Below are 22,710 nucleotides of genomic sequence, written 5' to 3'. Positions count from 1 at the left end.
TGGTGGCTATACTTGTAATAAATTTATATCTACATCAAAAATCGCGAGTTTGAAGGCAGTATAACCTCAAACTCGCGATTTTTTGTATTAAAGTTAGGGGAATCTATCTCCTAGAACATTCAATTTAAGGCTCTAGCAGGGGATCAAATGCAAATAAGCATTTAGTTTTTAATTCTGCCGAGCTTGTTTTTACATGATCAAATAACTCAAGCTCCTTCAGCATTATAAAACTGGACCTCAAGACGGAGATCAGCAGGACTTGGATAATTTGTTAGATTAGTTACTACAAGTTTATACACTCCTACTCCACCATTTGTGTAGATCATACCACGAACAGTTGAATTTCCGGCACGATAATACTCTTCAACTAACCTCCAATCCCCATCTTGATAATGGAAAATTTGATATTTTGCATTAACGAAACTGCTACTACTTTGTTTAATTTCGTATTCTATTGGGAAATTTCCCACAGGATATAACGGGTTAAAACTTTGGTAATCACCTGGTCTCACATTGTAAGTAGATGATAAACTATTTACTTCCTTTTTGGTAGAAGACACTTTCAGAGATTCCGCCGAGACAGGTGCAACAGAGACGAGAACAGTTAATGCGGCGAGTAGAGCAACAAATTTTTTCATGATAACCTCCTTGTTTCTATTAATTTGAATTACATTGAAATAATATCATATGATACCTTATATTGTAAATTGGTTTATTTTTTTCAATTATCAACAGGAATGTTAATTTTACGCGATCTCATCATAATTTATTGACAGCCTTCTGCAAATCCAGTAACATACAATAAGAAGGTAGCAGCTAAAGAAACCTTTTCCACCCGGAAAAGGTTGATTTTTTGTATGTGGACTTAAGCCTTTATCCATAATAAAAGCAGTAGGAGGTTGTTTTCATGTCCAATCCTGTGGGCCGCCGTTTGTTTACCTCGGAGTCTGTAACTGAGGGGCATCCGGATAAAATTTGTGACCAAATTTCCGACTCCGTACTTGACGCATTTTTGGCAAATGACCCGAATGCTCGTGTAGCTTGCGAAGTTTCCGTAGCTACCGGTTTGGTTCTTGTCATCGGTGAAATTACAAGCCAATCGGAATATGTTGATATTCAATCCATTGCACGTCAAACCATCAAAGATATCGGCTACACTCGCGCGAAATACGGTTTTGACTCTCAAACTTGCGCAGTGCTTGTTTCCTTGAACGAGCAGTCGCCTGATATCGCCCAAGGCGTTAACAAAGCGCTTGAAGCCCGTGAAGGCCAAATGACGGACGATCAAATCGAAGCGATCGGTGCCGGTGACCAAGGCATGATGTTTGGCTTTGCGGTTAATGAGACGCCTGAACTGATGCCGCTGCCAATTTCGCTGTCCCACCAACTGGCACGCCGCTTATCGGAAGTTCGTAAGAACGGTACGCTTGCTTATCTCCGTCCGGATGGCAAAACGCAAGTGACCGTAGAGTACGAAGGAGCTAAACCGGTTCGCGTCGATACGATCGTTGTTTCTACCCAGCATGCTGAAGAAGTATCGTTGGAGCAGATCCAAGCGGACATTAAAGAACACGTTATCAAGCCGATCGTTCCGGCAGCCTTGATCGACGACAATACCAAATACTTTATCAATCCGACAGGCCGTTTCGTTATCGGCGGACCGCAAGGTGATGCTGGTTTGACCGGCCGTAAAATCATCGTCGATACGTACGGCGGATACGCCCGTCATGGCGGAGGTGCGTTCTCCGGTAAAGATCCGACGAAAGTCGACCGTTCCGGCGCTTACGCAGCTCGTTACGTTGCCAAAAACATCGTAGCTGCAGGTCTTGCCGACAAATGTGAAGTCCAACTTGCTTATGCGATTGGCGTAGCGAAGCCGGTTTCGATTTCTGTCGATACGTTCGGCACAGGCAAAGTAAGCGAAGAGAAGCTGGTCGAAATCGTTCGTAAAAACTTTGACCTGCGTCCAGCCGGTATTATCAAAATGCTCGACCTGCGTCGTCCGATCTACAAGCAAACGGCAGCTTACGGTCATTTTGGCCGTACCGACATCGATTTGCCTTGGGAGCGTACGGATAAAGCGGAGCAGCTGAAAGCTGACGCCCAAGCTTAATATTTTTTCCAGATCTGTCTAAGCAAGACGGTCCGTTCTTTTCGCGGATCGTCTTTTTGCATTTTTGTCGATTTTTATCACCTGTGATTATCGTAACTTTTTGGATAGTCATTGAGTCTATATAAAAGGAGAGTGGAAAACGAGAGGAGAACAGAAACGTGATTGTGCAGAAGAAATGGCGAAAGTTGTCGGGTGCCGTTTTGGCAGTGTCGCTGCTGCTGTCCACATGGTCGGTACCGTTTAGCGCAGAAGCGGCGGATTCGGCTCCGACAGTGGTAAGCCAAGAAATTTTGACGACCGGTGCCGTGTTGAAAAAATATGTATGGCAGTTTACTCGAAGCAAAAAAGACGTCAAAGTCAATGCGAATGTCGTGGAAGTGGATTTGACGAACCCATATGTCAAGCTGGATGTCATGTCAGGGACCGAGAACCAGTTTACGCGCAAGCAAAGCGTGCTGGGCATGGCCAAGGAAACGAAAGCTGTCGCAGGGGTAAACGGCGACTTCTATAACACCCAGGCGGAAGGTGTTCCGATGGGTCCGGAGATTGCCAACGGGCAGTTAATGGCAACGCCGCCGTATTTGCCTGGCTTCTACTCGTTTGCGCTGGACAAGGACAACAAGCCTATTGTGGACCTATTTACGTTTAAAGGCTCCATTATTGCGAAAGACGGGCAAAGCTACGCGCTTGGCGGGATTAACAAAACATACTACTGGTTCGAGCCCGGCGGTGAGCACAGTCATATTGACGGTTTGTTCATGTATACGAACGCTTGGGGGCAAGTGGACCGTTCCAATGACGGCGTGACCGTTCCAACGGAAATTTTGGTACAGAACGGTATCGTTAAAGAAATTGCAGATAACGGCGTTATTAAAATGATTGCGCCGAAAGACGGGTATATTTTGCGCGCATCGGGCAAAGCTGCCGATTTTATCCGAGCACATGTAAAAGTGGGCGATCCGCTGAAGGCAGACTACCAAATCCTGCCGCAGGACCCGAACAAGAAGTATGATGCCAGTACGTTCAAAATGATGATCGGCGGTCATACGATTTTGGTGGATGAAGGCAAGCCATCGGAATTTTCGCGCCCGGTGGACGATCTTTGCTGCACGCGTTCGCGGACGGCGCTGGGCTATTCCAAGGACCAGAAGACAGCCTACATCATTACGGCGGACTACAGCGGCGAAAGCAAAGGCTTATCGATGAAAGAGCTGCAACAGTTCATGATTCAAGTTGGCGTATGGAAAGGGCTTAACCTTGACGGAGGCGGTTCGACGCAGATGGTAGCCCGGCCGCTTGGTGAAATGACGCCTGTGCTTGTGAATAAAACCGAAACCGGAATTCAGCGGAAAGTCGTGAACGGGGTAGGGGTATTCTCGACCGCGCCTCAGGGCGAAGTGAAGGAACTGTTTATTCAGGCGCCAAGCGTGCTGTTTGTTGGCGAGCAGGCTCCGCTTCGTTTTAAAGCCTACGACGTCTTTTACAACCCGGTGGTCGACACCGATAAAATTACGGCACAATGGAGCGTAGCCGGCAATAAGGGTACGTTCAAAGATAACGTATTTACTCCGAACCAACCGGGGATAAGCAAGGTAACGGCGGTATCTGGGCAGGGCACCTCGACGGCGGATGTCGAAGTCGTGGGCCGGAATCAGCTGACCAGCATGAAAATTACGTCTGATAATCTTGCGCTGTCCGAAGGCGAAACGTACAAGCTGCCGGTCGTTGCGACAACGTCGTCTGGCAAGACGAGAGAAATTCCGCCGGAGCTCATTCAGTGGGAAGTGCTTGGCATCCAAGGCGAAGTTACGAATGGTATGCTGAAGGTTACAAGCCTGGCAGGAAGCACGGGCGCGCAGCTGATCGCACGATATGACGGCTTCAGCACGACGACGACGATTCCTGTCGGAATTGATAAGGTATGGTATGATCTGGACAAAGAGTCCGTGATGACGCTCTCGGATAAGAAGCCGCAGGAAGTGGTTTCTTCCGTCTACACCGTTCCTGACGAGAAAGGCAACAAATATTTGGAGCTTAACTACGACTTCACGCAAGGAAAAGGCACCAAATGGGCTTATGCGACGATGGATACCCGCATTCTCATTGAGGGCGAGCCACAATATATGAAAATGAGAGTCAACGGCGACGAGAGCCTGAACTGGCTGCGTGCGGAGCTGCTTGACAATGCCGGTAAAATTCATTATGTTGATTTCGCAAGAAATATTAACTGGAAAGGTTGGAAGCAAATTACTGCCGATCTGACGGATTTGAAGCTGAGCTATCCGATTCGCGTCAAGAGCGTCTATGTTGTAAATGAGGAAATCGGACAGGACGAACGGGCAGCCAAAGGGAAAATCGGCATCGACGATATTACGTTTACGTACCGCGGCGCGGTGCAGCAGCCATCGAATAATTCCGTCCAGCTGACAGTCAACAAAAAGGCTGTGACCGTTAACGGCAAAGCGATGACACTGGAACAAGCTCCGGTCATCACAGAGGGGAATACACTCATTCCGATCCGTTTTGTGACTGATGCTCTAGGCGGAAAGGTGAGCTGGGACCCGAACGAGCGTAAAGTGACGGTCCTTCGCGGCGGTAAAATGATTGATCTGTGGATCGATAACAAAGACCTGATTGTGAACGGGCAGCGGATTACGGCCGAAGTTCCGCCGGTCATTATGAAAGATTTGACGATGGTGCCTCTGCGCATTTTGTCTGAGAACCTGGGTTGGAAAGTGACTTGGGATGGAAAAACCCAGCAAATCACCCTGCAATAATTAGTACTATAAGCTCTCACAATCTTCCGAAAATATGGTACTATATTGCTAGTACGTCCGAGAAAAATGGCGAAGGAGCTTTGTCCGGATGCAAGTCGACGTTTTTGACCGCGTCATCAGAAATGCCATTGATGTCATGGAAAACAGCAAGTACCAAATTTTTGAGATCTGTGAGAGCGTCCGGGCTGAGCGCGAAGCGCTGAACAAGGAATTGCAGTCGGTGATTGAAGAAACGAGCCGCACGATCGATACGGTGGACCGATTCGAGGTGGAGTATCGACGCTCCCGTGTTCGTTTGACCGAAGTGAGCCGCGATTTCAAGCGCTTCAATGAGGAAGATATTCGGGCGGCTTACGAGGCGGCCACCCAACTGCAAGCCCAATTGGCCATTCACCGGGAAAAAGAACTACATTTGAAAGCAAGACGGGACGACCTGCAGAAACGGTTGAAAAATGTCGACAAACAGCTGGAACGGGCAGAGTCTTTAGTCTCTCAATTCAATGTAGTGCTTGAGTACTTATCCGGGGATCTCAATCAAGTGACACGTCTTCTGGAATCGGCCAAAAACCGGCAGCTGCTGGGTCTTAAGATCATTTTGGCACAGGAAGAGGAACGAAAGAGAATTGCCCGGGAAATTCACGACGGCCTTGCGCAAAATATGGCAAACATGGTCCTTCGCACCGAAATTACCGAGCGCATGTTGGCCAAGCAGGCCTATAATGCCGTAAAAGATGAACTGAATGATTTGAAAACGGGTGTCCGGGGCGGGATTGAAGAGGTTCGCAAGATCATTTTCAATCTTCGTCCCATGGCGCTTGACGACCTCGGATTAGTCCCCACCTTGCGTAAGTTTGTGCAGGATTACGAGGAGAGAACGAAGATTCGCACCAAAATCGAGCTGGTCGGAAAAGAAGTCCGCCTGCCATCCGGTATGGAAGTAGCGGTGTACCGCTTGGTACAGGAAGCGTTCTCTAACGTCCTCAAGCACGCGGAAGCCTCCCATGTCTCACTGGAGCTTACGTTCCAGCAGCAGATGATGAAAATAACCGTATCCGATAATGGCGTTGGTTTTATCACCGACAATATCGACAAGAAGATTGCACGCGGCAGTCATTACGGCTTAATGGGCATGCGTGAGCGCGTAGAGCTGCTCGAGGGGCGAATGGACATCGAATCGGCGCCAGGGGCGGGAACAAAACTATCCATGGTCATCCCGATCAAGTCAGAATCCAAGGAGGAGTAATCAATATGGACATTATGGGCAGCGCCAAACGCCCGATTAAGCTGGTTTTAGCAGATGATCACCAGCTGTTTCGCGAGGGGGTCAAACGAATTTTAAATATGGAGAGCGACTTGGAAGTCGTCGGCGAATGCGGCGATGGCATTCAGGTACTGGAGCTCTGTAATACCTTGAACCCAGACATCGTCTTGATGGACATTAACATGCCTATAGAGAACGGTGTCGTAGCGACGGAGAAATTAAAGGATATTTTTCCGGACATTAAAGTGATTATTCTTTCGATTCATGACGATGAGAGCTACGTCTTCGAGACGCTCCGCAAAGGCGCTTCCGGTTACCTGTTGAAAGACATGGAAGCGGAATCTTTGATCAACGCGATTCGTTCGGTCGTGGCCGGACATGCCTATATTCATCCGAAAGTGACCGGGAAGCTCATCAACCAGCTTCGGCGTATGACGTATTTGGACGAGCAGGGTGTAGCCGGTTCCGGCACGACGTCGAAAGAAGCAGGCGTGAAGTACGTGCATATGGACAATAGCCCGCTGACCCGTCGGGAAGCGGAAGTGCTTCGCTTGATGGCCGAAGGCAAAAGCAACAAGATGATCGGCGAGTTTCTGTATATCAGCGAGAAAACGGTTAAAAATCATGTCAGCAGCATTTTGCAGAAAATGGAAGTCGACGACCGGACACAGGCGGTTATTATCGCGATTAAAAATGGCTGGGTGACGCTGTAAGCGGGTTTGCAATAGCAGTCCTTTCTTCAAGCTTGGCAGGAACCATCTCCCTTCTATCGGCATATACTGCTCTTAAGGGAGGGAGCCGCTATGATGTTAGGCTTGGCTTGGATTATCGGTTGCTACGCCGCAGGGGTCGCCATCATCCATTGGCTCCATTGGCAGTGGAGGCGATACGGAAAGCCCAGAACGACGCATTACGTGCTGCAAACCTACAATAATCAGCTTCAGGTAGAGTGGTATCTTCGCTCGCTGTATTTTTTTTCATGGATGAAGGGCAAGGCGATATCAGTGACGCTGGCGGATGAAGGTTCGACGGACGACACGTTGGACATTGCCCGAAGGTTAAGTCTGGAGCATCAGTTGAGCATCTGTACAATTGCGGAACGGAACTTGGAGGAATGGGTCCTGAAGCATGCAGATGAACAGGTGGTTGTGGTCCGGCTTAACCAAAACGAAGGTTTAGAAACCGCTTTCAAGTACATGTAAGCATAAAAATAATTCGAACCAGGTGATTCATGAAAGCTTTCGTATATGCCGCAATGACAGCAGGAGGTTGTTCCTGGCACGTTTCCTTGGATATGCGGGCCGACCGGGATTACTGGACGGATCAAGCCGGAGGCCGCTTCAAGCTGCGTGTGCTGGAACCCGCCTTATCGTTCGGACAAGCCTGTGAAATCAAGCGCAAGCTGAAAGCATCTTCGTCCTCGTCAGACATGCTGCAAAGCTTGCGAACAGCAGCACGTGAGATTGGCCTTCATCCGGAGGCCGTAGCAGATTGGAAGCTTTGGGAATGGACCGGGACGGCGGAGGGACTATCCGATGAAGCCAGACACTTCGCGAATAGGACAATGGATGCCATATGCCTATCCTTGAAAGGCCGATACCTGCTTATGGAAGAGTTTATGAGCTTGATGCAGCATGAAGGAAATCAAGCCGTGGCCGAATCGCCGGCATACTTTCTACAGCTCGCTTGGATTCAGGGCAGAGTTGAACTGGAAGCCGGGGTGGAATTAGATCGAAGCGAAGGCAGGCGGTGGTCTTTGCTGCCCCAGGCATTGAAAGGAAAGTGCAAGCGCTGCGGAAGCCAAGGAGTGTTTGGAGGACAGGCAGGCATCGAGGCATCGCCGGTTCGTTGGACGCATTGTGCGGATTGCGGCGGCCCGTGCGCTTACTGTGAAGCTTGTTTGACCATGGGAAGATCGCGGTACTGTACTCCGATTGTTCGGGTGAACGGTGGTCCCGATATGAACACTGTGCCACCGGCGGATGAAGACATGGAAGTTTACTTGCAATCGTGGGGACTTAGCGACGTCCAGGCGGAAGCGTCGGGTTCGGCGTTGCAATTTTTGAAAGCAAATAAGTCCCTTTCAAGGGAAAAAGCACAGGACCCTCATGCGCCGCGTTTTCTTATTTGGGCTGTAACGGGAGCCGGGAAGACGGAAATGATTTTTCCGATGGTTCAATATACGTTAGCCAAGGGAGGCCGGGTCGCCATTGCTACTCCGCGTCGCGATGTTGTCTTGGAACTGAAGCCAAGACTGGAGAAAGCTTTTCCGCATACGAAGGTTGTCACGTTATATGGCGGTAGCGAGCAACGGTGGGAGCAGGGTGAGTTAACCTTAGCGACGACGCATCAGCTGATGAGGTTTCGGCAAGCGTTTGATCTGGTCATTGTAGACGAAATCGACGCATATCCGTACCATAATAATCCGATGCTGCTCTATGCCGCCGAGCAGGTATGCGTTTCGGGCGGAGCGTACATTTTGTTGTCGGCGACGCCGCCGGAGGAGCTGCAGCGGGCTGTAAAGCGCAACCGGCTGCCGCATGCCCGAGTAGCGGCGAGGTACCATCGCCACCCGCTGCCCGAGCCATCGCTTCTCGCGTGCCCGCCTTTGCGGCAAATGCTGGCCCAGAACGGTCTGAACGGCAAGCTTAAGGGGCACTTGGCTTCCTCATTGGAGAGAGGAGCGCAAGTCTTCGTCTTCGTCCCGAAAATCGCCATGGTCGAGCCGTTCGTCGCTTTGCTTCGACAATCGTTTCCTTCCGTCAATGTTCAAGGTACTTCTTCCAAAGACGCCGACCGCTCGCAAAAGGTCACCGATTTTCGCACAACCTCGATTCGGATGCTGGTCACCACGACCATCTTGGAGCGGGGAGTGACGATTCCAAAGTCGGATGTATTCATTCTAGATGCCGATTCCCCGGTGTTCGATTCGGCGGCGCTTGTTCAAATGGCGGGACGGGTGGGAAGATCCGCTCAAGATCCCCGGGGACGCGTGTATTTTGCGGCCAAAGAAAAAACACGCTCTCAAGCGCATGCCAGACGACAGATTGCCGAAATGAACGTTATCGCGCGGAAGAAAGGATATATCGACTGAGAAAAGGGGTACGAACGATGAGTTGGACCGAACAGGCCGGAAGATGGATGCGCCGGCTTCTGAGCGGGGCAGAATCACTGTTGGCCTCCAGGATGGAGCCTTGCGTCGCCTGCGGCGCGGCGAACGACGGTACCCGCAAGCTGCCGGTTTGCAGGCGCTGCTGGGAAGCCATCCCGTGGATCCATGAAGTTCGCTGTGCCAAGTGCGGACGTTACGAAGCTTGTCCCGACTGCCCCCGGCGAACCGATACATACTACGACCAGAACCGCAGCGCTGTTCGTTATGACGAACGAATGAAGGAATGGCTCGGACAGTATAAATACCGGGGTCAAGAGTCGCTGCGCAGCGTACTCGGCCCGATGCTGCTGCACGCCTATCATCTGCATCGGCAAGGACCGTCCGACGGCGTGGACTTCGGGAAGCCTGCCTCCGAGTTCATCTCTTACGTGCCCCTGAGTGAGCAGCGATATGCGGAACGCGGTTTCAACCAGGCTGAGCAGTTGGCCTCCGAGCTGGGAAGGCTAACGGGCTTGCCTGTTTTTCCGCTGCTGCTGCGAACGAGACATACGGACAAACAAAGCTTCAAAGGAAGAATGGAACGTTTGGACGATCTCCAAGGCGTGTTTGCTCTGGAACCGGGAGCTGCTTCCCAAGTAGCGGCAGCATGCAGACAAGGGCGGGTACGGGTTTATTTGATCGACGACGTGTATACGACCGGAAGCACGCTAAACGAATGCTCAAGAGCAATAAAGACGATCCTTCCTCTGGAGGTGTGCGGCATTAGCTGGGCCAGATAAAACTGTTTGCGGCAAACGTCCAATTTCCGACAAAAAATGAAGTGCAAACTTCGATAATTTCAGCTATATTAGGAGTAATAGGCCTTGCTCTTGAGAGGAGTAGAATTAATATGAGTCTGAATGTAGCAAACTGCGACCGCTGCGGAAAAATATACATGAAAAACAATTACGGTTTATGTCCGAACTGCCTTCGGGAAATGGAGAAGCAGTACGAGACGTGCTTAAAATATTTGCGCGAGAACCGCGCTTGCTCGATACAAGAATTAAGCGATGCGACCGAAGTGCCGGTCAAACAAATCGTAAAGTTTATCCGTGAAGGACGTATTTCGATTAAAAATAATCCGAATATGACTTACGAATGCGACGTTTGCGGAGCGCAGATTCGCGAGCATAACATGTGCGATGCCTGTCGGTCGCGGTTGACGAAGGAAGCGCGAAACATGGCCGAAGACGAACAGCGCAAAAAGCAGCAGACCGAGCAAGAGAAGCATGCCTCGTTTCTTATTAAAGACCGCTTGCAGGATCGAACAAAATAACGAATACATCTAAACTTTTAAAATCCGCCCACCGATAAAAGTAATAACGCTGAATCGGTGGGTTTATTATGTAGTTAATCGAGGTGAGTTTGATGAAAATTAATGGAACGAACCAGGTAGGTGCCGTGAATCAATATAAGAAGAATCAGGAAGCGCAGCAGGCATTTGCCGCAGGGAAGAAGCAAAAGCAAAAAGACCAGGTTGAGATATCCAGCGAAGCCAAAGAACTTCTAGGAACCGAGGCAGCAGGAGCTAGCCGCGAGAAACTGGAAGAGCTCAAGCAATCTGTAAGATCCGGGACGTACGCAGTCGATGCGCGCAAGCTGGCCGAAAAGATTTTCCCGTTTTTGAAATAATTTTTGAAGGTGGAGAGCCATGTCTTTTGAAGCCGTGTTGCAGACCATGTCCGAACTGAACGATGTACATCTCACCTTATTGGAGCTAGCGGAGCAGAAAAAGCATGCGCTTATCCACAATCAAGTGGAGCAGTTGACGCAAATCGTAACGAAAGAAAACAAGCTGCTCAAGCGAATCGGGGAACTGGACCAGCAGCGGGTGGATGCGATCGGTAATTTCTTAGTCGAAAAAGGATACAAACCGAATCCGCGGGTGACGGTCAGCGACTTGACCAAGATTATTTTTAACGCCGAGGAGAAGCGAATCTTGGTCGATTCCCAGAAGCAGTTGCTGGCTACCATCCGCAAGCTGCGGGAGCACAATGAGTTAAATCAACAGATGATCGAGCAGTCGCTCGCGTTTATTAATTATTCGATAGATATCATGTCCGGCTCTGACGGAGATGAGCTGATCTATTCTAATCCTAATCAGACTACTCCAGGATCGAATCGAAGAGGATTATTTGACGCCAAGGCATAATCTGATGCTGCGAAGGAGATGAGAGTCCATGCGTTCCACCTTTACCGGTATTGAAATATCTAAACGAGCTTTATTCACGCAGCAAGCTGCTCTTACCACGACAGGACATAACATATCGAATGCAAATACAGCGGGCTATTCCCGCCAAGTAGTTAATATGGTCGCTTCCAGACCCCTCGAATATCCGGGGATGATGCGTAGCAACGTTCCGGGGCAGATGGGACAAGGTGTAGAGTTTACATCGATTACGCGAATCCGTGAGAAGTTCTTGGACGATCAGTTTCGCAATGAAAATAAGCAGCTAGGAAACTATTCTATTCAGAATGATACGCTAGATAAGCTTCAGGCAATTGTTAACGAGCCGACGGATACGGGGATACGTTCCGTATTGGACAAGTTTTGGAAGTCGTGGACCGATCTTGCCAAGGACCCGGAGAACGTATCGGGACGAAAGCTTGTCCGGGAGAATGCAAATGCGCTGGCAGATGCTTTTAACGCGACCAGCAAGCAGTTGAGCGATTTAAGTAATGATTTGACTAGTAATATTGATGTCAAAGCAAATCAAATCAATTCATTGACAACCACCATTTCGTCTTTGAATAACGAAATCTTCCGAATTGAAGGACTTGGAGATAATGCTAACGATTTGCGGGACCAGCGCGACTTATTGACGGATCAATTGTCCAAAATCGTAAATATCTCTGTTGTTGAAACTCCGCAAGGATATACCATTAACATGGGGAATACCAACTTGGTTACAGGCCAAACCACAACCGCTGTTACCGCGGCTACGCTTGCGACTGCTATGAACAGTGGAGATTTAAACAGCGGTGAGGTCTATGGCATGATCGTCTCCAGAGATCGCTACGTTGCCGATTATCAGCAACAGTTGGATACGCTTGCGAATTCCATCGCTAACGGCCAAGTTCAAATCACAATTCCAGCCGGCTCTGTGATTCCTGACGGTTCCGTATTGATGGTCCCCACCAATACCCCGACCGGCCCGACTCTTACACCGGTAACTTATTCTGGTCCCGTAGCTAGCCGTACATTGGCTTCCGATTTGACGGTTGTGGTCCAAGGGATTAACGGGTTACACAAGCTGGGTTATACTTTTGCCACACCTGCTGCTAAGGGAGTAGATTTCTTTACGGCTAAGACGGGAACTACGGTTACGGCAGCTACTTTCCAACTCAATCCGGTCATTGCTAACGATCCAAATTATATTGCCACTTCCATGCGAACGACGGGGACAGCCCCGAACGAGACGGCAGTCAAAGGCAACAATACGTTAGCCCTCTTGATTTCACAGCTGAAAGATTCAAAGTTTACTTTTAACAATGGAGGAACCACAAATGGCGCGCCATCGATTATGAATGGCACCCTCGATGATTACTTCCGCTCCATTGTCGGTCAACTGGGCGTTCAAGCGCAAACCACTTCCCGCCAAACGGATAATCAAAAGGCGATGGTTGATCAAATTGAGGATAGACGGCAGTCCGTGAGCGGGGTCTCGCTTGATGAGGAAATGTCCAACATGATCAAATTCCAACATGCGTATGGCGCAGCCTCCCGATTTATGACGACCTTTGATCAGGTTCTCGATAAATTGATTAACAGCACCGGAGTAGTCGGTAGATAATAAGTAGGAGGTCAAGTCTATGCCATTGCGTGTTACACAAAGCATGATGCATTCTCAGGTTCTTGGGAATATTACGAATAATTTAAGAGGAATGAGTAAGAATCAAGATATTTTGTCCACCGGCAGAAAAATTAATCAACCCTCTGATGATCCGGTAGGCATTACTTACGCATTGCGTTACCGCAGCGAATTGTCGATGAATGAGCAATATCAGAAAAATGTGGATATGGCTAAATCTTTTTTAGATCATACGGATACCGTAATGGGCCAAATCGGAGAGTTACTGCAAAGAGCGAAGGAGCTGACAACCCGGGGGGTGAACGGTACCAATCCGCAATCTGCGTTGGATGCTATCGCTCAAGAGATTGGGCAGATCTATGAACATGCGATTACGCTTGGAAACGATAAAATGAACGGGAAGTATATTTTTAACGGACAATTTACTGACAAACAACCGTACACCTTGGCAAATGCGGCGACAGACCAAACCGATACGAAACTTATTAATTTTCAATTCGGAGCAGGGATCACGCTTCCTATTAATGTCACTGGGGAACAGGCGTTCGGATCTCCTTCAGATGGGGATAATATGTTCGCTGTCTTGAAAGGAATCCAAAATGCATTTGCTTCAGGGAACACGGCGCAAGCCGGGGTATTGATGGATAAGCTGGATACACGCCTTACCAAGTTTTTGGATATGAGAGCAGAGGTTGGGGCGAGGGTGAATCGTGTTGATTTAGTTGAAAATCGCTTGGAAGATTTAACCCAAAACTTGACTTCGTTGGACAGCAAGGTAGAGGATGCGGACATTGCAAAGACAATTACCGATTTGAAACAGTATGAAAATATTTACCAGGCGTCTCTTTCCGTTGGTGCCAAAATTGTCCAACCAAGCTTGTTGGATTATTTGAGATAAGATAGGAGTGATGTTCTATGAACTTGCTCCGCCTATCTATTCAGCAAACCTTGGGCCAGATTGGTATGCAAACTCAGAATGCTTCTACTGATATGAGATCTCCCAGAGGGCAATTATCCATTGAACAGCATCCGGCACAAATAGATTTTCATTCTGAGTCAGGCGAATTGCGAATCGATTCGTCGGCAGCTTGGGCTGCTTTAGGATCTGGTCCACATATGGAGTGGATGAATTCGATTTATAGCCAAGCTCCCGGTATTGCGTTGCAGGGAATAGCTAGAATTGTTGAAAACGGCAATCGCATGGCTCAAATTCATAATCCGCGCAACGCCTTTGCGGAACTTGCTCAGAATGCTTTTTCAAATGAGAGTTCCGTACAATACGTCGGTCCGGCTTCGAATATGAATGTAAAAATTCAATATGAAGCAAAACCGGCTGTAACCAATATCGAAGCTCGTAAAGCGGACATTCAGTATACCCCGATGAAACCCGAGATTCGCTACAATCCGGGACGGGTCAATATCTATATGAGACAAATGAATTCGATCGATATACAAGTAACGACCTATGATTGGTATAAATAATTATTCTAAGGCTATAGCTAATGCTATAGCCTTCAATACTTGAAAGGGGCCCACATTATGCTCGAACATTTGAATGGGAAAATAATTAACTTTCATGGGAGTATCCTCGCTTTTGAAGGGTTAAATGAATTTGTTTTTAATTATATTGAAGGAAGCGACTTGGGATACTTAAGCAGTGTTCAGGACGAAAAAATTGGTTTCGTTATCGCTGTTCCATTTGAATATTTTAAAGAATATACGTTTGAATTGAACGAAGATGACGTGGCTAGGTTGGAGTTGCATTCTGAACAGGATGTTCTCATCTTATCTATTGTTACCCTTAGGGAACCTTTCCAGGAATCCACAATGAATTTGCTTGCTCCGCTTGTTATCAATGTTCGAAATCTCAAAGGGTACCAAATCATTCTGCCTCCTAGCTATGAATATGAAATAAAAACTCCACTTTACCCAAAAGAGAGACAAGAAAGTGGTGAGAAAAAATGCTAGTTCTATCCCGAAAAAAGGGACAGTCCATCATGATTAACGGAAATATTGAAATTTACGTTGTTTCCATTGAGGGTGAACAGATCAAATTAGGAATTAAGGCGCCGAGTGATATTAAAGTTTACAGAAAGGAACTACTAGAAGCGATTGAAGCGAGTAATAAGGAAGCCATTTCAGTGAAGTTTGATATCAACGAAATAAAAAAAATAGTAAAAAACTTAGAAAAATAAAAAAAGCTCTAAACATCTATAACTAAACAGCCGATATAGAAAATGTAGGAGCAAAGCCCTACTCCACAAGGAAGTGGAACAAACATTCAGGGAGGAAATTACCAATGATTATCAACCACAATCTTAATGCAATGAACGCACACCGCAACATGACTATGAACAACATCTCGCAAGGTAAATCCAGCGAGAAGCTTTCTTCCGGTTACCGCATTAACCGTGCAGCTGACGATGCAGCAGGCTTGTCGATCTCCGAAAAAATGCGTACGCAAATCCGCGGCTTGAACCAAGCAGGAGCAAACGCTCAAGACGGCGTTTCTCTCGTACAAACAGCAGAGGGCGCAATGAACGAAGTTTCCGACATGCTGACTCGTATGAAAGAACTCGCAGTAAAAGCAAGCAACGGAACGTACAATACTTCCGACTTGAAAGCAATGGATGAAGAGTTCAAAGCTCTGAGCAATGCGATCGACGACATTGCGAACAAAACGACGTTCAACGGTATCACCATGTTGAACCAATCTACTCCTTCGGCTATCAGCATTCAAATTGGTAATAACCTCGGAGATTCTGTTGCGATCACGTCCCAGAACATCACTAAAGCGGGTCTGGGCATTGATACGGCAGACGTTACAACAAGTGTTAATGCAGGTGCCGCTCTGAAAAAAATCGACGATGCAATCGGCAAAGTCAACACTTCACGTTCTGAATTCGGTGCCGTACAAAACCGTCTGGAGCATGTATATAACAACTTGTCGACAACATCCGAGAACCTGCAAGCTGCCGAATCCCGTATCCGTGACACCGATATGGCAAAAGAAATGATGAACTATACGAAGCTGAACATCCTGCAACAAGCATCCAACTCGATGCTGGCTCAAGCAAACCAAGCTCCTCAAGGCGTTCTCCAACTGCTTCGTTAATCCTTAATCAGGAAAAAAGCACCTATTCCAGTTCGTTTATTACGAATCGGAGTAGGTGTTTTTTTACCATACGTTTTTTTAACCCTTCAATATAATTGAGCGACATTATAACAATATCCCGCCAGCATACCGATAATAAGTATAAATAGCTTTCAGAAGACTTGCGGCAGGAGGAATTTATGAACATCAGCGTCTGCCTTATTGTAAAAGATGAGGAGCTTAACATAGAAAGGGTGCTAAAAAGCATCCCGTCGCCGTTCGAAGTTATTATTTACGATACAGGATCAAGAGATCGTACGGTAGAAATCGCAGAAAAATATGATGCGGTTATAAAACAAGGGGAATGGAACGATGATTTTGCCCAGGCCAGAAACCAATCCGTTTCTTGGGCAACAGGCGAGTATATTCTTATCTTAGACGCGGATGAAGAGCTTCCACCTGATGCTGAGGCGAAGCTGAGTCAATTTATCACAGAACATCCTGGGCAAGCGGGGACCGTAGTTCTAGAAAATATTATGGAAACTGATTCGGCCCGGCATAGGATGATTCGTTTTTTTCCTAACAGACCTTCGTTTCGCTTCAAAGGGATCGTTCATGAACAGTTGTACGAGAACGATCAACCGGCAAGTTTTAAAGATACCGGGCTTTTAGTTAAACACTATGGATATACAAAAAAAGAATATCATGAAAAAGATAAGTTTAACCGGTATCTAAAGCTTTATCAAAAAGCGCTGGATGAACGGCAGGACGAAGGGTATATGCTGTACCAGATAGGGAAGCTTTACAATTCCGTCGAGCAATATAAGGAAGCGGAGCATTATTTGAGGAGAAGCTTAACTTATAAGGAAGAAAATAAGCTTTACTATCCTCCAATGCTCGTATTGCTGGGTTATACGCTCAAGGAGCTGGGCCGTAGCAAGGAAGCTGCTGACCTTCTTACGAAATATGGAGACATCTATAAGGACTTTCCCGATCTATTTTTTCTGCTGGGTCTGCTTGCTATGGATACGGGAGAAATTCACATGATAGAACCAAGTTTTAAAGAAGCTTTAAGAATTGGCGAAACCACCAAATATACTTCGGTGCTGGGGACAGGGTCTTTTAAAGCAGCATACAATCTGGGGGTCTACTACGAAATTCTTGGCTTTAAAGATAAGGCTAAGGAATACTATATGCTTGCAGCTTCGTGGGGTTACGATCCTGCTCTCATACGTTTGAAAAATATATAAATTTCCGTCTAAATAAATCGCAGAAATTTTTCGATAAATATAATAAGGAATATGATCAGAGGAGAGTGGAACATGCCAGTACGTATTGGTGGAATGGCGTCGGGATTAGATATCGATAAATTGGTAAGCGACTTAATGAAAGCGGAAAGAATGCCTTTAGAAAAAATCAAAAAAACAAAAACAAAAACAAACTGGAGCATGGATCTGTACCGTGAGGTTAACTCAAAGCTTGCTGGACTACGCTCGACGGTGGGCGATTTGAGGTTCGCAGGCGACTGGAAGCAATCTGCCGCGACATCTTCGAATGAAAGTTATATTTCCGTAACGACAAGCAGTACAGCAAATCCAGCGACTCATGTCATAACAGTCAGCCAATTGGCAACAGGGGCTACTAAATCAAGTACGGGTGCGATGACAAAACAACCACCTGCCCCGGTTACAGCAAATACAGCTCCTACGACTACCACAATCGATGCTACGAATAATCAGTTCGATGTAACGTTAAATGGGGTAAGAAAAACAATAACTTTAGATCAAAAAAATTATGCATCAACTACCGATTTAGCTCAGCAGATCCAAACCAAATTAAATGATGCATTTGGATACAACAAAATTACAGTCAGCGATTCAGGGGGCAAAATCTCTTTCAACCCCGTATCGGCTGTGGTAGACGGCAGTACGTCTTATCAGCCGCAGCTCGTGTTGGAAGCTACTTCTCCAACGAATAGCGGGTACTCCAATCTGGGCTTTTCAGGAAGCAGGGTTGCGTTCAAAGTAGACGCTAATTCGAAGTTAAGTGATATTGCCTCAAAGTTCGATACACCACTAAATGTATCGGGCGCTAGTTACAGCTTTACCATAAACGGGCAGCAAATTACTTACAATGGTGATGACAGCATTTCCACAATAATGGGCAAAGTTAATGCTTCTGCTGCCGGGGTATATATGTCCTATGACGAGACTACCGACAAGGTATCTTTTCTTACTAAGGATACTGGCGGGACGGCGCAAGTTAATATTTCCGGAGATACTGGCGGGCTGTTAGCTTCTCTTAAATTGGATTCGCAAGTCGTAACCGGTCAAGATGCAAAAGTTACAATCGATGGAAATACAACTTATAGGAGCAGCAATTCCTTTACAATCGATGGGGTTACCTATAATCTAAAACAACCGACGGGCGCAACGCCTGTTACGGTATCTGTTAGTAATGATATAAACGGAATTGTCGATAAGATTAAGAACTTTGTTTCCAAGTATAACGAAACGATCGAGTTTATGAACAAAAGAACGTCCGAAAACAGGTATCGTGGCTACGATCCATTAACCGATGACCAGAAGAAAGATATGAAAGAGGCAGACATCAAGGCCTGGGAAGACAAAGCAAAAAGCGGGTTATTGAAAAGTGATCCTACTGTTGAAAGAGCGTTAAGTAGATTAAGGGAATTAACGGGGATTACATCGGTAAGTGGGATCCAAGAAGCCTATAACTCCTTCGCCAAAATCGGAATTACTACGATGCCTTATGACGCCAAAAATACCCAAAATTCCGGTAAACTCGTTATAGATGAAAAAATGCTAAAAGAAGCATTGTCCAAAGATCCCGATAATGTGATCGCTATGTTTACAAACACCCCTGCATCAAGTACCGATGAAAAGGGTAAGGGGATCATGCGTAGAGTTTATGACCAATTGTCTTCGAGTATTGATGATTTGGTTAAAAGAGCGGGTACCGTTGGCGGCATCACAAACGATATTAACACGGATCTTGGGTCCGTTATGAAGAAAATGGAAGAACAAATAAGCCGTTTTGATGTGAAACTAAAGAAAAAAGAAGACTTCTACTATGCAAAGTTCTCGGCAATGGAGAAAGCAATCCAAAAAAGTAATACAACATTGGGATACTTGTCTCGTTTATAATGGCAAGGAGGTAGATAGAGTATATGGATATAAAAAACATACCTTCTCTAGGATTGCCCAATAGTACTACAACTTCTTATGATAATCAACCGTCGGAACAACTAGGGAATTTGATTTCTTCCATTGAATTACTAACGAAAAAGCCATTTCAACTATCCATTTCGGAAGAAGCTTTAGTTAAAGCGATTGAAAAAGCAAATAAAGCGATGGAAGGCTTTCAGACACGCTTGGAGTTTAGTATTCATGAAAAGAGTAAGCAAATTATCGTTAAAGTGTATAACAAAGAAACGAATGAAGTGATTAGGGAAGTTCCTTCTGAAAAGATCGTAGATTTAATTACAAATTTGCAGGAAATAAACGGAGTTATTATTGATGAAAAGAGGTAAGACAAAATGAACCAGCAAGCGCAACAGCTTTATTTAAGAACTCAAGTCAGTACAGCCGCTCCTGGTGAATTAACTCTCCTATTGTATAACGGATGCATTAAATTTATGAAGCAAGCTCAGGAAGCTCTGGTAACAAAAAATTATAACGAAAAAAATGTCAACATCAAAAAAGCCCAAGACATTATTGACGAATTAATGATTACTCTTAATATGGACTACGAAATATCGAAGAACCTCAAAATGCTGTATGTCTTTATTAAAGAACAGCTTTTTGAAGCGAACTTCAAGTTAAACATGGAATGTTTGGAAACAAGCATATCCTTGGTTACGGAGTTAAGGGATACATGGGTTGAGGCGCTAAAAATTCTTAAAAATAAAGCTACCGTGGTCGGTTAACATGAATAGGGACGCAATGGAAGACTTATTTCTGCAACTCATCCGGATCTCCAACGAAATTTTGGCACTCGAGTTAGACACTTTTGAAGACTTGGCTCAATTGGAATATTTGCAAAACCAGCAGACAGAGCTTATGGAGCAAATTGAGCAGGTAGATCATTCATCATCTGTTGTCAAACCATATATAGGGGAACTTAAAAGCTTGGAGTCCCAGATTCAAGAGAAGCTTTACTTAAACCGACATGATTCAGAAAACCAGATTAAGAAAATGCAAAATGCAGTAAAGCTTCGCGGCAGGTATCAATCGAATCAGGCGATTCAAGCGGAAGGCTATTTTGTAGATAATCAAAATTAAGCTCGATAGATACGTATAATGATAGGCGCCCGGTTCCGTTTTCAGGACCCGGGCTTTTTGTTTTTCATTGAACCGAAAAGACTATCAACCGTTTGACAGCCTTTTTAAGGGGAATTTAACCGAACGTGCTACATGCTTTTAATAAAGGGCAAGCCTTTGTATTGCGGAAACGCATTAAATAATAGTTCTTTATAACGTGCTCTTTTTTCGCCATCGGCATGCAGACAGTAAGTGGTATATAGGGTTACTTTTGTGGGGAGAAGCTCTATTGCTTTCTCAATAAATTCAAGTCCCTCTTGGATATCGCCTTGAGCTATATAAAGTATTCCAAGGTGTTCATATCCCTGTGCTTCCAACTCATTATTAGCTAAAACCATAGAGTAGTAATCTAAAGCCAGCTCAATTTGATTTTGTTTAAAGAAGTAATCGCCCATAAGGTTAGCTAGTTTATTGAAATGAGCCGGGAAAAGATTAATTAACCAATCGTATACGTCGTATTGGCCAACCTTAAAGATTTCCGACAAAAGTATAGCCATGGAATCGTAAGGAAAATCAACAGATTCGTCAAGAGTGGTATCCACAATAATTTTTTTGAGTAAAGGTTCTACAGGCTTCAATAAATTGTTGGAGATTGTAAAACGGTCCATATAGTCCGTTGTTTTCCACACGCAGGAAGCGGTATAAACTGCCCTGGCGGCTAATTCATTATTACAATCTTCCTCTGATAGTTGACTAAAATGTTTATTAAACCAGGCCTGATTGTTTTGTATAATACCGTACAGCATCATATATACAGGTGACAACTCGATATTAAATTTTTGGTATAGTGAATAGTAGTATTGAGATAATTCGTAATGTCCAACGGTTATGGCAATTTGCAATAACATTCTAAGTTGTATAGGGTCCGTATGGGAAAATAGCCGTTCTAAAAACTTAACGATTTCGGAAACAGGCTCCGTAAGAGTCAACAAATGTACAAGCTTATATAAATGTTTTATATCCTTCGGATTACTTTGAACTAATTTCGTGAAATAATATACGGTTTTGGAAATATCTTTATATCGCTCAAAATATATATCAGCCAATTTGGAATAAGGAAGCGTTGTCCCGTTATTCGGGCTCAGGATCCAATATTGTCGGCCGTTAGATGATTCTGCAATCTCTATGCTTTGGCTTAACTCGGAAACGGCTTCTTTATAGAAGCCCAACTTATCCAATAGAAGACCTTTAAAACAATGCAAGTCCGAATAGCCGGGCCACAGCTTCACGGATTCCTCAATTAAAGCATATGCCTCTTTATATCGGTCCAGCTCAGTATAGGCCGTAATCATCCGTTCGACGCAATGAGGGTACCAATCTTGTCTTTTTTCAGCTTTTTTGTACACCTTTTCGTAGTAGTAAATCGCTTTTTTATAATCCCGCATGATCATGTATTCGTTAGCTAAAGTAAACGTTTCGTATGTATCCAACGTCTTCTTCTTCAACAGGTCGTTAAATATAGACATATTCCGGGTAGATTTGTTTTTTTCCAGCTTTGTTTCTTCCAGATAACCCGTATGATAAATAATCAAAGGATATTCGAGAAAACGCAGTTCGCCGTGTTTCCAGTAAAGCTGTTCATGAATCGGACTTCTGAATTCGATATCGGGATGATTGGGGAACAATCGGGCGCCGCTCGAATTCAGAACTTTCCCGCTATTTATCGTTCCAGTAAAGTTATAGATGGGAAGAATAAAGGCAGTTGATTCCGATTCAGGAAGGTTGTCTAACTCATGTCGGATTTTTTTTATGTCGACATCTTGCAGGTACTCATCTGCATCCAGGTTTAATATCCATCTGGAGGTGGCATGGCGAATGCTAAAGTTTTTGGCTGCTGCGAAATCGTTGATCCATTCAAAGAAATAAACATGAGAAGTAAATTCGCGTGCAATTTCAACGGTTCTGTCTGTAGATCCGGTATCCACGACAACAATCTCATCTACCAAGCCCTGGACACTTTCTAAACATCTTTTTAGGACTTTTTCTTCATTTTTTACAATCATACAAAGAGATAATAGTTTTGTCATAGTAGAACTCCTGTAATATAGTCTTAAGTCAAACACAGTCAATAATTATATAAACTATTTATCGTCAGAATCTCATAAATTGTAAAGGAATTCAGTATCACTTTTTATCTAAAATTGTCGATATATATAGTA

Annotated in this window: 23 protein-coding genes; 21 read left to right on the top strand and 2 right to left on the bottom strand. The window is 45.5% G+C overall.

The genetic code is table 11. The features are described from left to right. Positions 1-206: 206 nt before the first annotated feature. Positions 207-638, bottom strand: coding sequence for a hypothetical protein (locus NI000_RS24860; RefSeq protein WP_253414075.1), 432 nt, complete (start codon positions 636-638; stop codon positions 207-209). A gap of 269 nt (positions 639-907) precedes the next feature. Here NI000_RS24860 and metK point away from each other — a divergent pair, with 269 nt between their 5' ends. The 21 genes from metK to NI000_RS24755 all read left to right on the top strand — a co-directional run bounded on the left by metK (position 908) and on the right by NI000_RS24755 (position 20,512). Further along, positions 908-2,113 carry a methionine adenosyltransferase gene (metK, locus tag NI000_RS24855; RefSeq protein ID WP_301292667.1) on the top strand — a complete coding sequence of 402 codons (1,206 nt, stop codon included), beginning with the start codon at positions 908-910 and terminating at the stop codon, positions 2,111-2,113. A 158-nt stretch (positions 2,114-2,271) separates the two neighbouring features. Further along, positions 2,272-4,890, top strand: coding sequence for a stalk domain-containing protein (locus tag NI000_RS24850; protein WP_253414074.1), 2,619 nt, complete (start codon positions 2,272-2,274; stop codon positions 4,888-4,890). A gap of 88 nt (positions 4,891-4,978) precedes the next feature. Then, complete coding sequence (locus tag NI000_RS24845) at positions 4,979-6,133, top strand: sensor histidine kinase (RefSeq protein ID WP_253414073.1); 1,155 nt, start codon at positions 4,979-4,981, stop codon at positions 6,131-6,133. Positions 6,134-6,138: 5 nt separating this feature from the next. After that, positions 6,139-6,864, top strand: a complete 726-nt coding sequence (locus tag NI000_RS24840) for a response regulator (RefSeq protein ID WP_253414072.1) — start codon at positions 6,139-6,141, stop codon at positions 6,862-6,864. Positions 6,865-6,954: 90 nt separating this feature from the next. After that, positions 6,955-7,353 (top strand): hypothetical protein, encoded by a 399-nt coding sequence (locus NI000_RS24835; protein WP_253414071.1) that lies wholly within the window; start codon positions 6,955-6,957, stop codon positions 7,351-7,353. Between the two features lie 53 nt (positions 7,354-7,406). Beyond that, complete coding sequence (locus tag NI000_RS24830) at positions 7,407-9,245, top strand: DEAD/DEAH box helicase (protein WP_253414070.1); 1,839 nt, start codon at positions 7,407-7,409, stop codon at positions 9,243-9,245. Between the two features lie 17 nt (positions 9,246-9,262). Next, on the top strand, positions 9,263-10,042 hold the full coding sequence (locus tag NI000_RS24825; protein WP_253414069.1) for a ComF family protein: 780 nt from the start codon (positions 9,263-9,265) through the stop codon (positions 10,040-10,042). Positions 10,043-10,152: 110 nt separating this feature from the next. Next, on the top strand, positions 10,153-10,578 hold the full coding sequence (locus tag NI000_RS24820) for a flagellar protein (RefSeq protein WP_253414068.1): 426 nt from the start codon (positions 10,153-10,155) through the stop codon (positions 10,576-10,578). A 92-nt stretch (positions 10,579-10,670) separates the two neighbouring features. Beyond that, positions 10,671-10,934 carry a flagellar biosynthesis anti-sigma factor FlgM gene (gene flgM, locus NI000_RS24815; RefSeq protein ID WP_253414067.1) on the top strand — a complete coding sequence of 88 codons (264 nt, stop codon included), beginning with the start codon at positions 10,671-10,673 and terminating at the stop codon, positions 10,932-10,934. A 19-nt stretch (positions 10,935-10,953) separates the two neighbouring features. Then, on the top strand, positions 10,954-11,454 hold the full coding sequence (locus tag NI000_RS24810) for a flagellar protein FlgN (RefSeq protein WP_253414066.1): 501 nt from the start codon (positions 10,954-10,956) through the stop codon (positions 11,452-11,454). Positions 11,455-11,482: 28 nt separating this feature from the next. After that, on the top strand, positions 11,483-13,096 hold the full coding sequence (gene flgK / locus NI000_RS24805) for a flagellar hook-associated protein FlgK (RefSeq protein WP_253414065.1): 1,614 nt from the start codon (positions 11,483-11,485) through the stop codon (positions 13,094-13,096). Between the two features lie 19 nt (positions 13,097-13,115). Continuing rightward, positions 13,116-14,012: a flagellar hook-associated protein FlgL gene (gene flgL / locus NI000_RS24800; RefSeq protein ID WP_253414063.1), complete on the top strand. Its 897-nt coding sequence runs from the start codon at positions 13,116-13,118 to the stop codon at positions 14,010-14,012. A 17-nt stretch (positions 14,013-14,029) separates the two neighbouring features. Then, a complete protein-coding gene (locus tag NI000_RS24795) occupies positions 14,030-14,596 on the top strand; it encodes a DUF6470 family protein (RefSeq protein WP_253414062.1) in 567 nt (188 codons plus the stop codon). A 57-nt stretch (positions 14,597-14,653) separates the two neighbouring features. Then, positions 14,654-15,082, top strand: coding sequence for a flagellar assembly protein FliW (fliW, locus tag NI000_RS24790; RefSeq protein ID WP_253414061.1), 429 nt, complete (start codon positions 14,654-14,656; stop codon positions 15,080-15,082). 29 nt (positions 15,083-15,111) lie between these two features. Continuing rightward, positions 15,112-15,309, top strand: coding sequence for a carbon storage regulator (locus NI000_RS24785; RefSeq protein ID WP_309247927.1), 198 nt, complete (start codon positions 15,112-15,114; stop codon positions 15,307-15,309). A 104-nt stretch (positions 15,310-15,413) separates the two neighbouring features. Beyond that, a complete protein-coding gene (locus NI000_RS24780) occupies positions 15,414-16,229 on the top strand; it encodes a flagellin N-terminal helical domain-containing protein (protein WP_253414060.1) in 816 nt (271 codons plus the stop codon). Between the two features lie 179 nt (positions 16,230-16,408). Beyond that, positions 16,409-17,458, top strand: a complete 1,050-nt coding sequence (locus tag NI000_RS24775; RefSeq protein ID WP_253414059.1) for a glycosyltransferase — start codon at positions 16,409-16,411, stop codon at positions 17,456-17,458. A 72-nt stretch (positions 17,459-17,530) separates the two neighbouring features. Continuing rightward, the gene (gene fliD, locus NI000_RS24770; RefSeq protein ID WP_253414058.1) at positions 17,531-19,375 is read left to right on the top strand and encodes a flagellar filament capping protein FliD; all 1,845 of its coding nucleotides are present in this window, start codon (positions 17,531-17,533) and stop codon (positions 19,373-19,375) included. Positions 19,376-19,398: 23 nt separating this feature from the next. Further along, complete coding sequence (locus NI000_RS24765) at positions 19,399-19,761, top strand: flagellar protein FlaG (RefSeq protein ID WP_253414057.1); 363 nt, start codon at positions 19,399-19,401, stop codon at positions 19,759-19,761. A 6-nt stretch (positions 19,762-19,767) separates the two neighbouring features. Continuing rightward, positions 19,768-20,157 carry a flagellar export chaperone FliS gene (gene fliS, locus NI000_RS24760; RefSeq protein ID WP_253414056.1) on the top strand — a complete coding sequence of 130 codons (390 nt, stop codon included), beginning with the start codon at positions 19,768-19,770 and terminating at the stop codon, positions 20,155-20,157. Position 20,158: 1 nt separating this feature from the next. Continuing rightward, positions 20,159-20,512, top strand: a complete 354-nt coding sequence (locus NI000_RS24755; RefSeq protein ID WP_253414055.1) for a hypothetical protein — start codon at positions 20,159-20,161, stop codon at positions 20,510-20,512. A 128-nt stretch (positions 20,513-20,640) separates the two neighbouring features. Here the strand turns inward: NI000_RS24755 and NI000_RS24750 are convergent, their stop codons facing one another. Beyond that, a complete protein-coding gene (locus NI000_RS24750; RefSeq protein ID WP_253414054.1) occupies positions 20,641-22,578 on the bottom strand; it encodes a TPR domain-containing glycosyltransferase in 1,938 nt (645 codons plus the stop codon). Positions 22,579-22,710: the final 132 nt, after the last annotated feature.

This window comes from Paenibacillus tyrphae (assembly GCF_024158745.1).
Taxonomy (GTDB): domain Bacteria; phylum Bacillota; class Bacilli; order Paenibacillales; family NBRC-103111; genus Paenibacillus_G; species Paenibacillus_G tyrfis_A.
Note: the sequence above shows the minus strand (reverse complement) of the source record. Positions and strands in the feature narration are given on the sequence as shown.

Excerpts from the sequence above, each read along its gene's own strand:
- NI000_RS24860 (WP_253414075.1), bottom strand. The coding sequence starts at position 638 with ATGAAAAAATTTGTTGCTCTACTCGCCGCATTAACTGTTCTCGTCTCT.
- metK (WP_301292667.1), top strand. The coding sequence starts at position 908 with ATGTCCAATCCTGTGGGCCGCCGTTTGTTTACCTCGGAGTCTGTAACT.
- NI000_RS24845 (WP_253414073.1), top strand. The coding sequence starts at position 4,979 with ATGCAAGTCGACGTTTTTGACCGCGTCATCAGAAATGCCATTGATGTC.
- NI000_RS24840 (WP_253414072.1), top strand. The coding sequence starts at position 6,139 with ATGGACATTATGGGCAGCGCCAAACGCCCGATTAAGCTGGTTTTAGCA.
- NI000_RS24835 (WP_253414071.1), top strand. The coding sequence starts at position 6,955 with ATGATGTTAGGCTTGGCTTGGATTATCGGTTGCTACGCCGCAGGGGTC.
- NI000_RS24830 (WP_253414070.1), top strand. The coding sequence starts at position 7,407 with ATGACAGCAGGAGGTTGTTCCTGGCACGTTTCCTTGGATATGCGGGCC.
- NI000_RS24825 (WP_253414069.1), top strand. The coding sequence starts at position 9,263 with ATGAGTTGGACCGAACAGGCCGGAAGATGGATGCGCCGGCTTCTGAGC.
- NI000_RS24820 (WP_253414068.1), top strand. The coding sequence starts at position 10,153 with ATGAGTCTGAATGTAGCAAACTGCGACCGCTGCGGAAAAATATACATG.
- flgM (WP_253414067.1), top strand. The coding sequence starts at position 10,671 with ATGAAAATTAATGGAACGAACCAGGTAGGTGCCGTGAATCAATATAAG.
- NI000_RS24810 (WP_253414066.1), top strand. The coding sequence starts at position 10,954 with ATGTCTTTTGAAGCCGTGTTGCAGACCATGTCCGAACTGAACGATGTA.
- flgK (WP_253414065.1), top strand. The coding sequence starts at position 11,483 with ATGCGTTCCACCTTTACCGGTATTGAAATATCTAAACGAGCTTTATTC.
- flgL (WP_253414063.1), top strand. The coding sequence starts at position 13,116 with ATGCCATTGCGTGTTACACAAAGCATGATGCATTCTCAGGTTCTTGGG.
- NI000_RS24795 (WP_253414062.1), top strand. The coding sequence starts at position 14,030 with ATGAACTTGCTCCGCCTATCTATTCAGCAAACCTTGGGCCAGATTGGT.
- fliW (WP_253414061.1), top strand. The coding sequence starts at position 14,654 with ATGCTCGAACATTTGAATGGGAAAATAATTAACTTTCATGGGAGTATC.
- NI000_RS24785 (WP_309247927.1), top strand. The coding sequence starts at position 15,112 with ATGATTAACGGAAATATTGAAATTTACGTTGTTTCCATTGAGGGTGAA.
- NI000_RS24780 (WP_253414060.1), top strand. The coding sequence starts at position 15,414 with ATGATTATCAACCACAATCTTAATGCAATGAACGCACACCGCAACATG.
- NI000_RS24775 (WP_253414059.1), top strand. The coding sequence starts at position 16,409 with ATGAACATCAGCGTCTGCCTTATTGTAAAAGATGAGGAGCTTAACATA.
- fliD (WP_253414058.1), top strand. The coding sequence starts at position 17,531 with ATGCCAGTACGTATTGGTGGAATGGCGTCGGGATTAGATATCGATAAA.
- NI000_RS24765 (WP_253414057.1), top strand. The coding sequence starts at position 19,399 with ATGGATATAAAAAACATACCTTCTCTAGGATTGCCCAATAGTACTACA.
- fliS (WP_253414056.1), top strand. The coding sequence starts at position 19,768 with ATGAACCAGCAAGCGCAACAGCTTTATTTAAGAACTCAAGTCAGTACA.
- NI000_RS24755 (WP_253414055.1), top strand. The coding sequence starts at position 20,159 with ATGAATAGGGACGCAATGGAAGACTTATTTCTGCAACTCATCCGGATC.
- NI000_RS24750 (WP_253414054.1), bottom strand. The coding sequence starts at position 22,578 with ATGACAAAACTATTATCTCTTTGTATGATTGTAAAAAATGAAGAAAAA.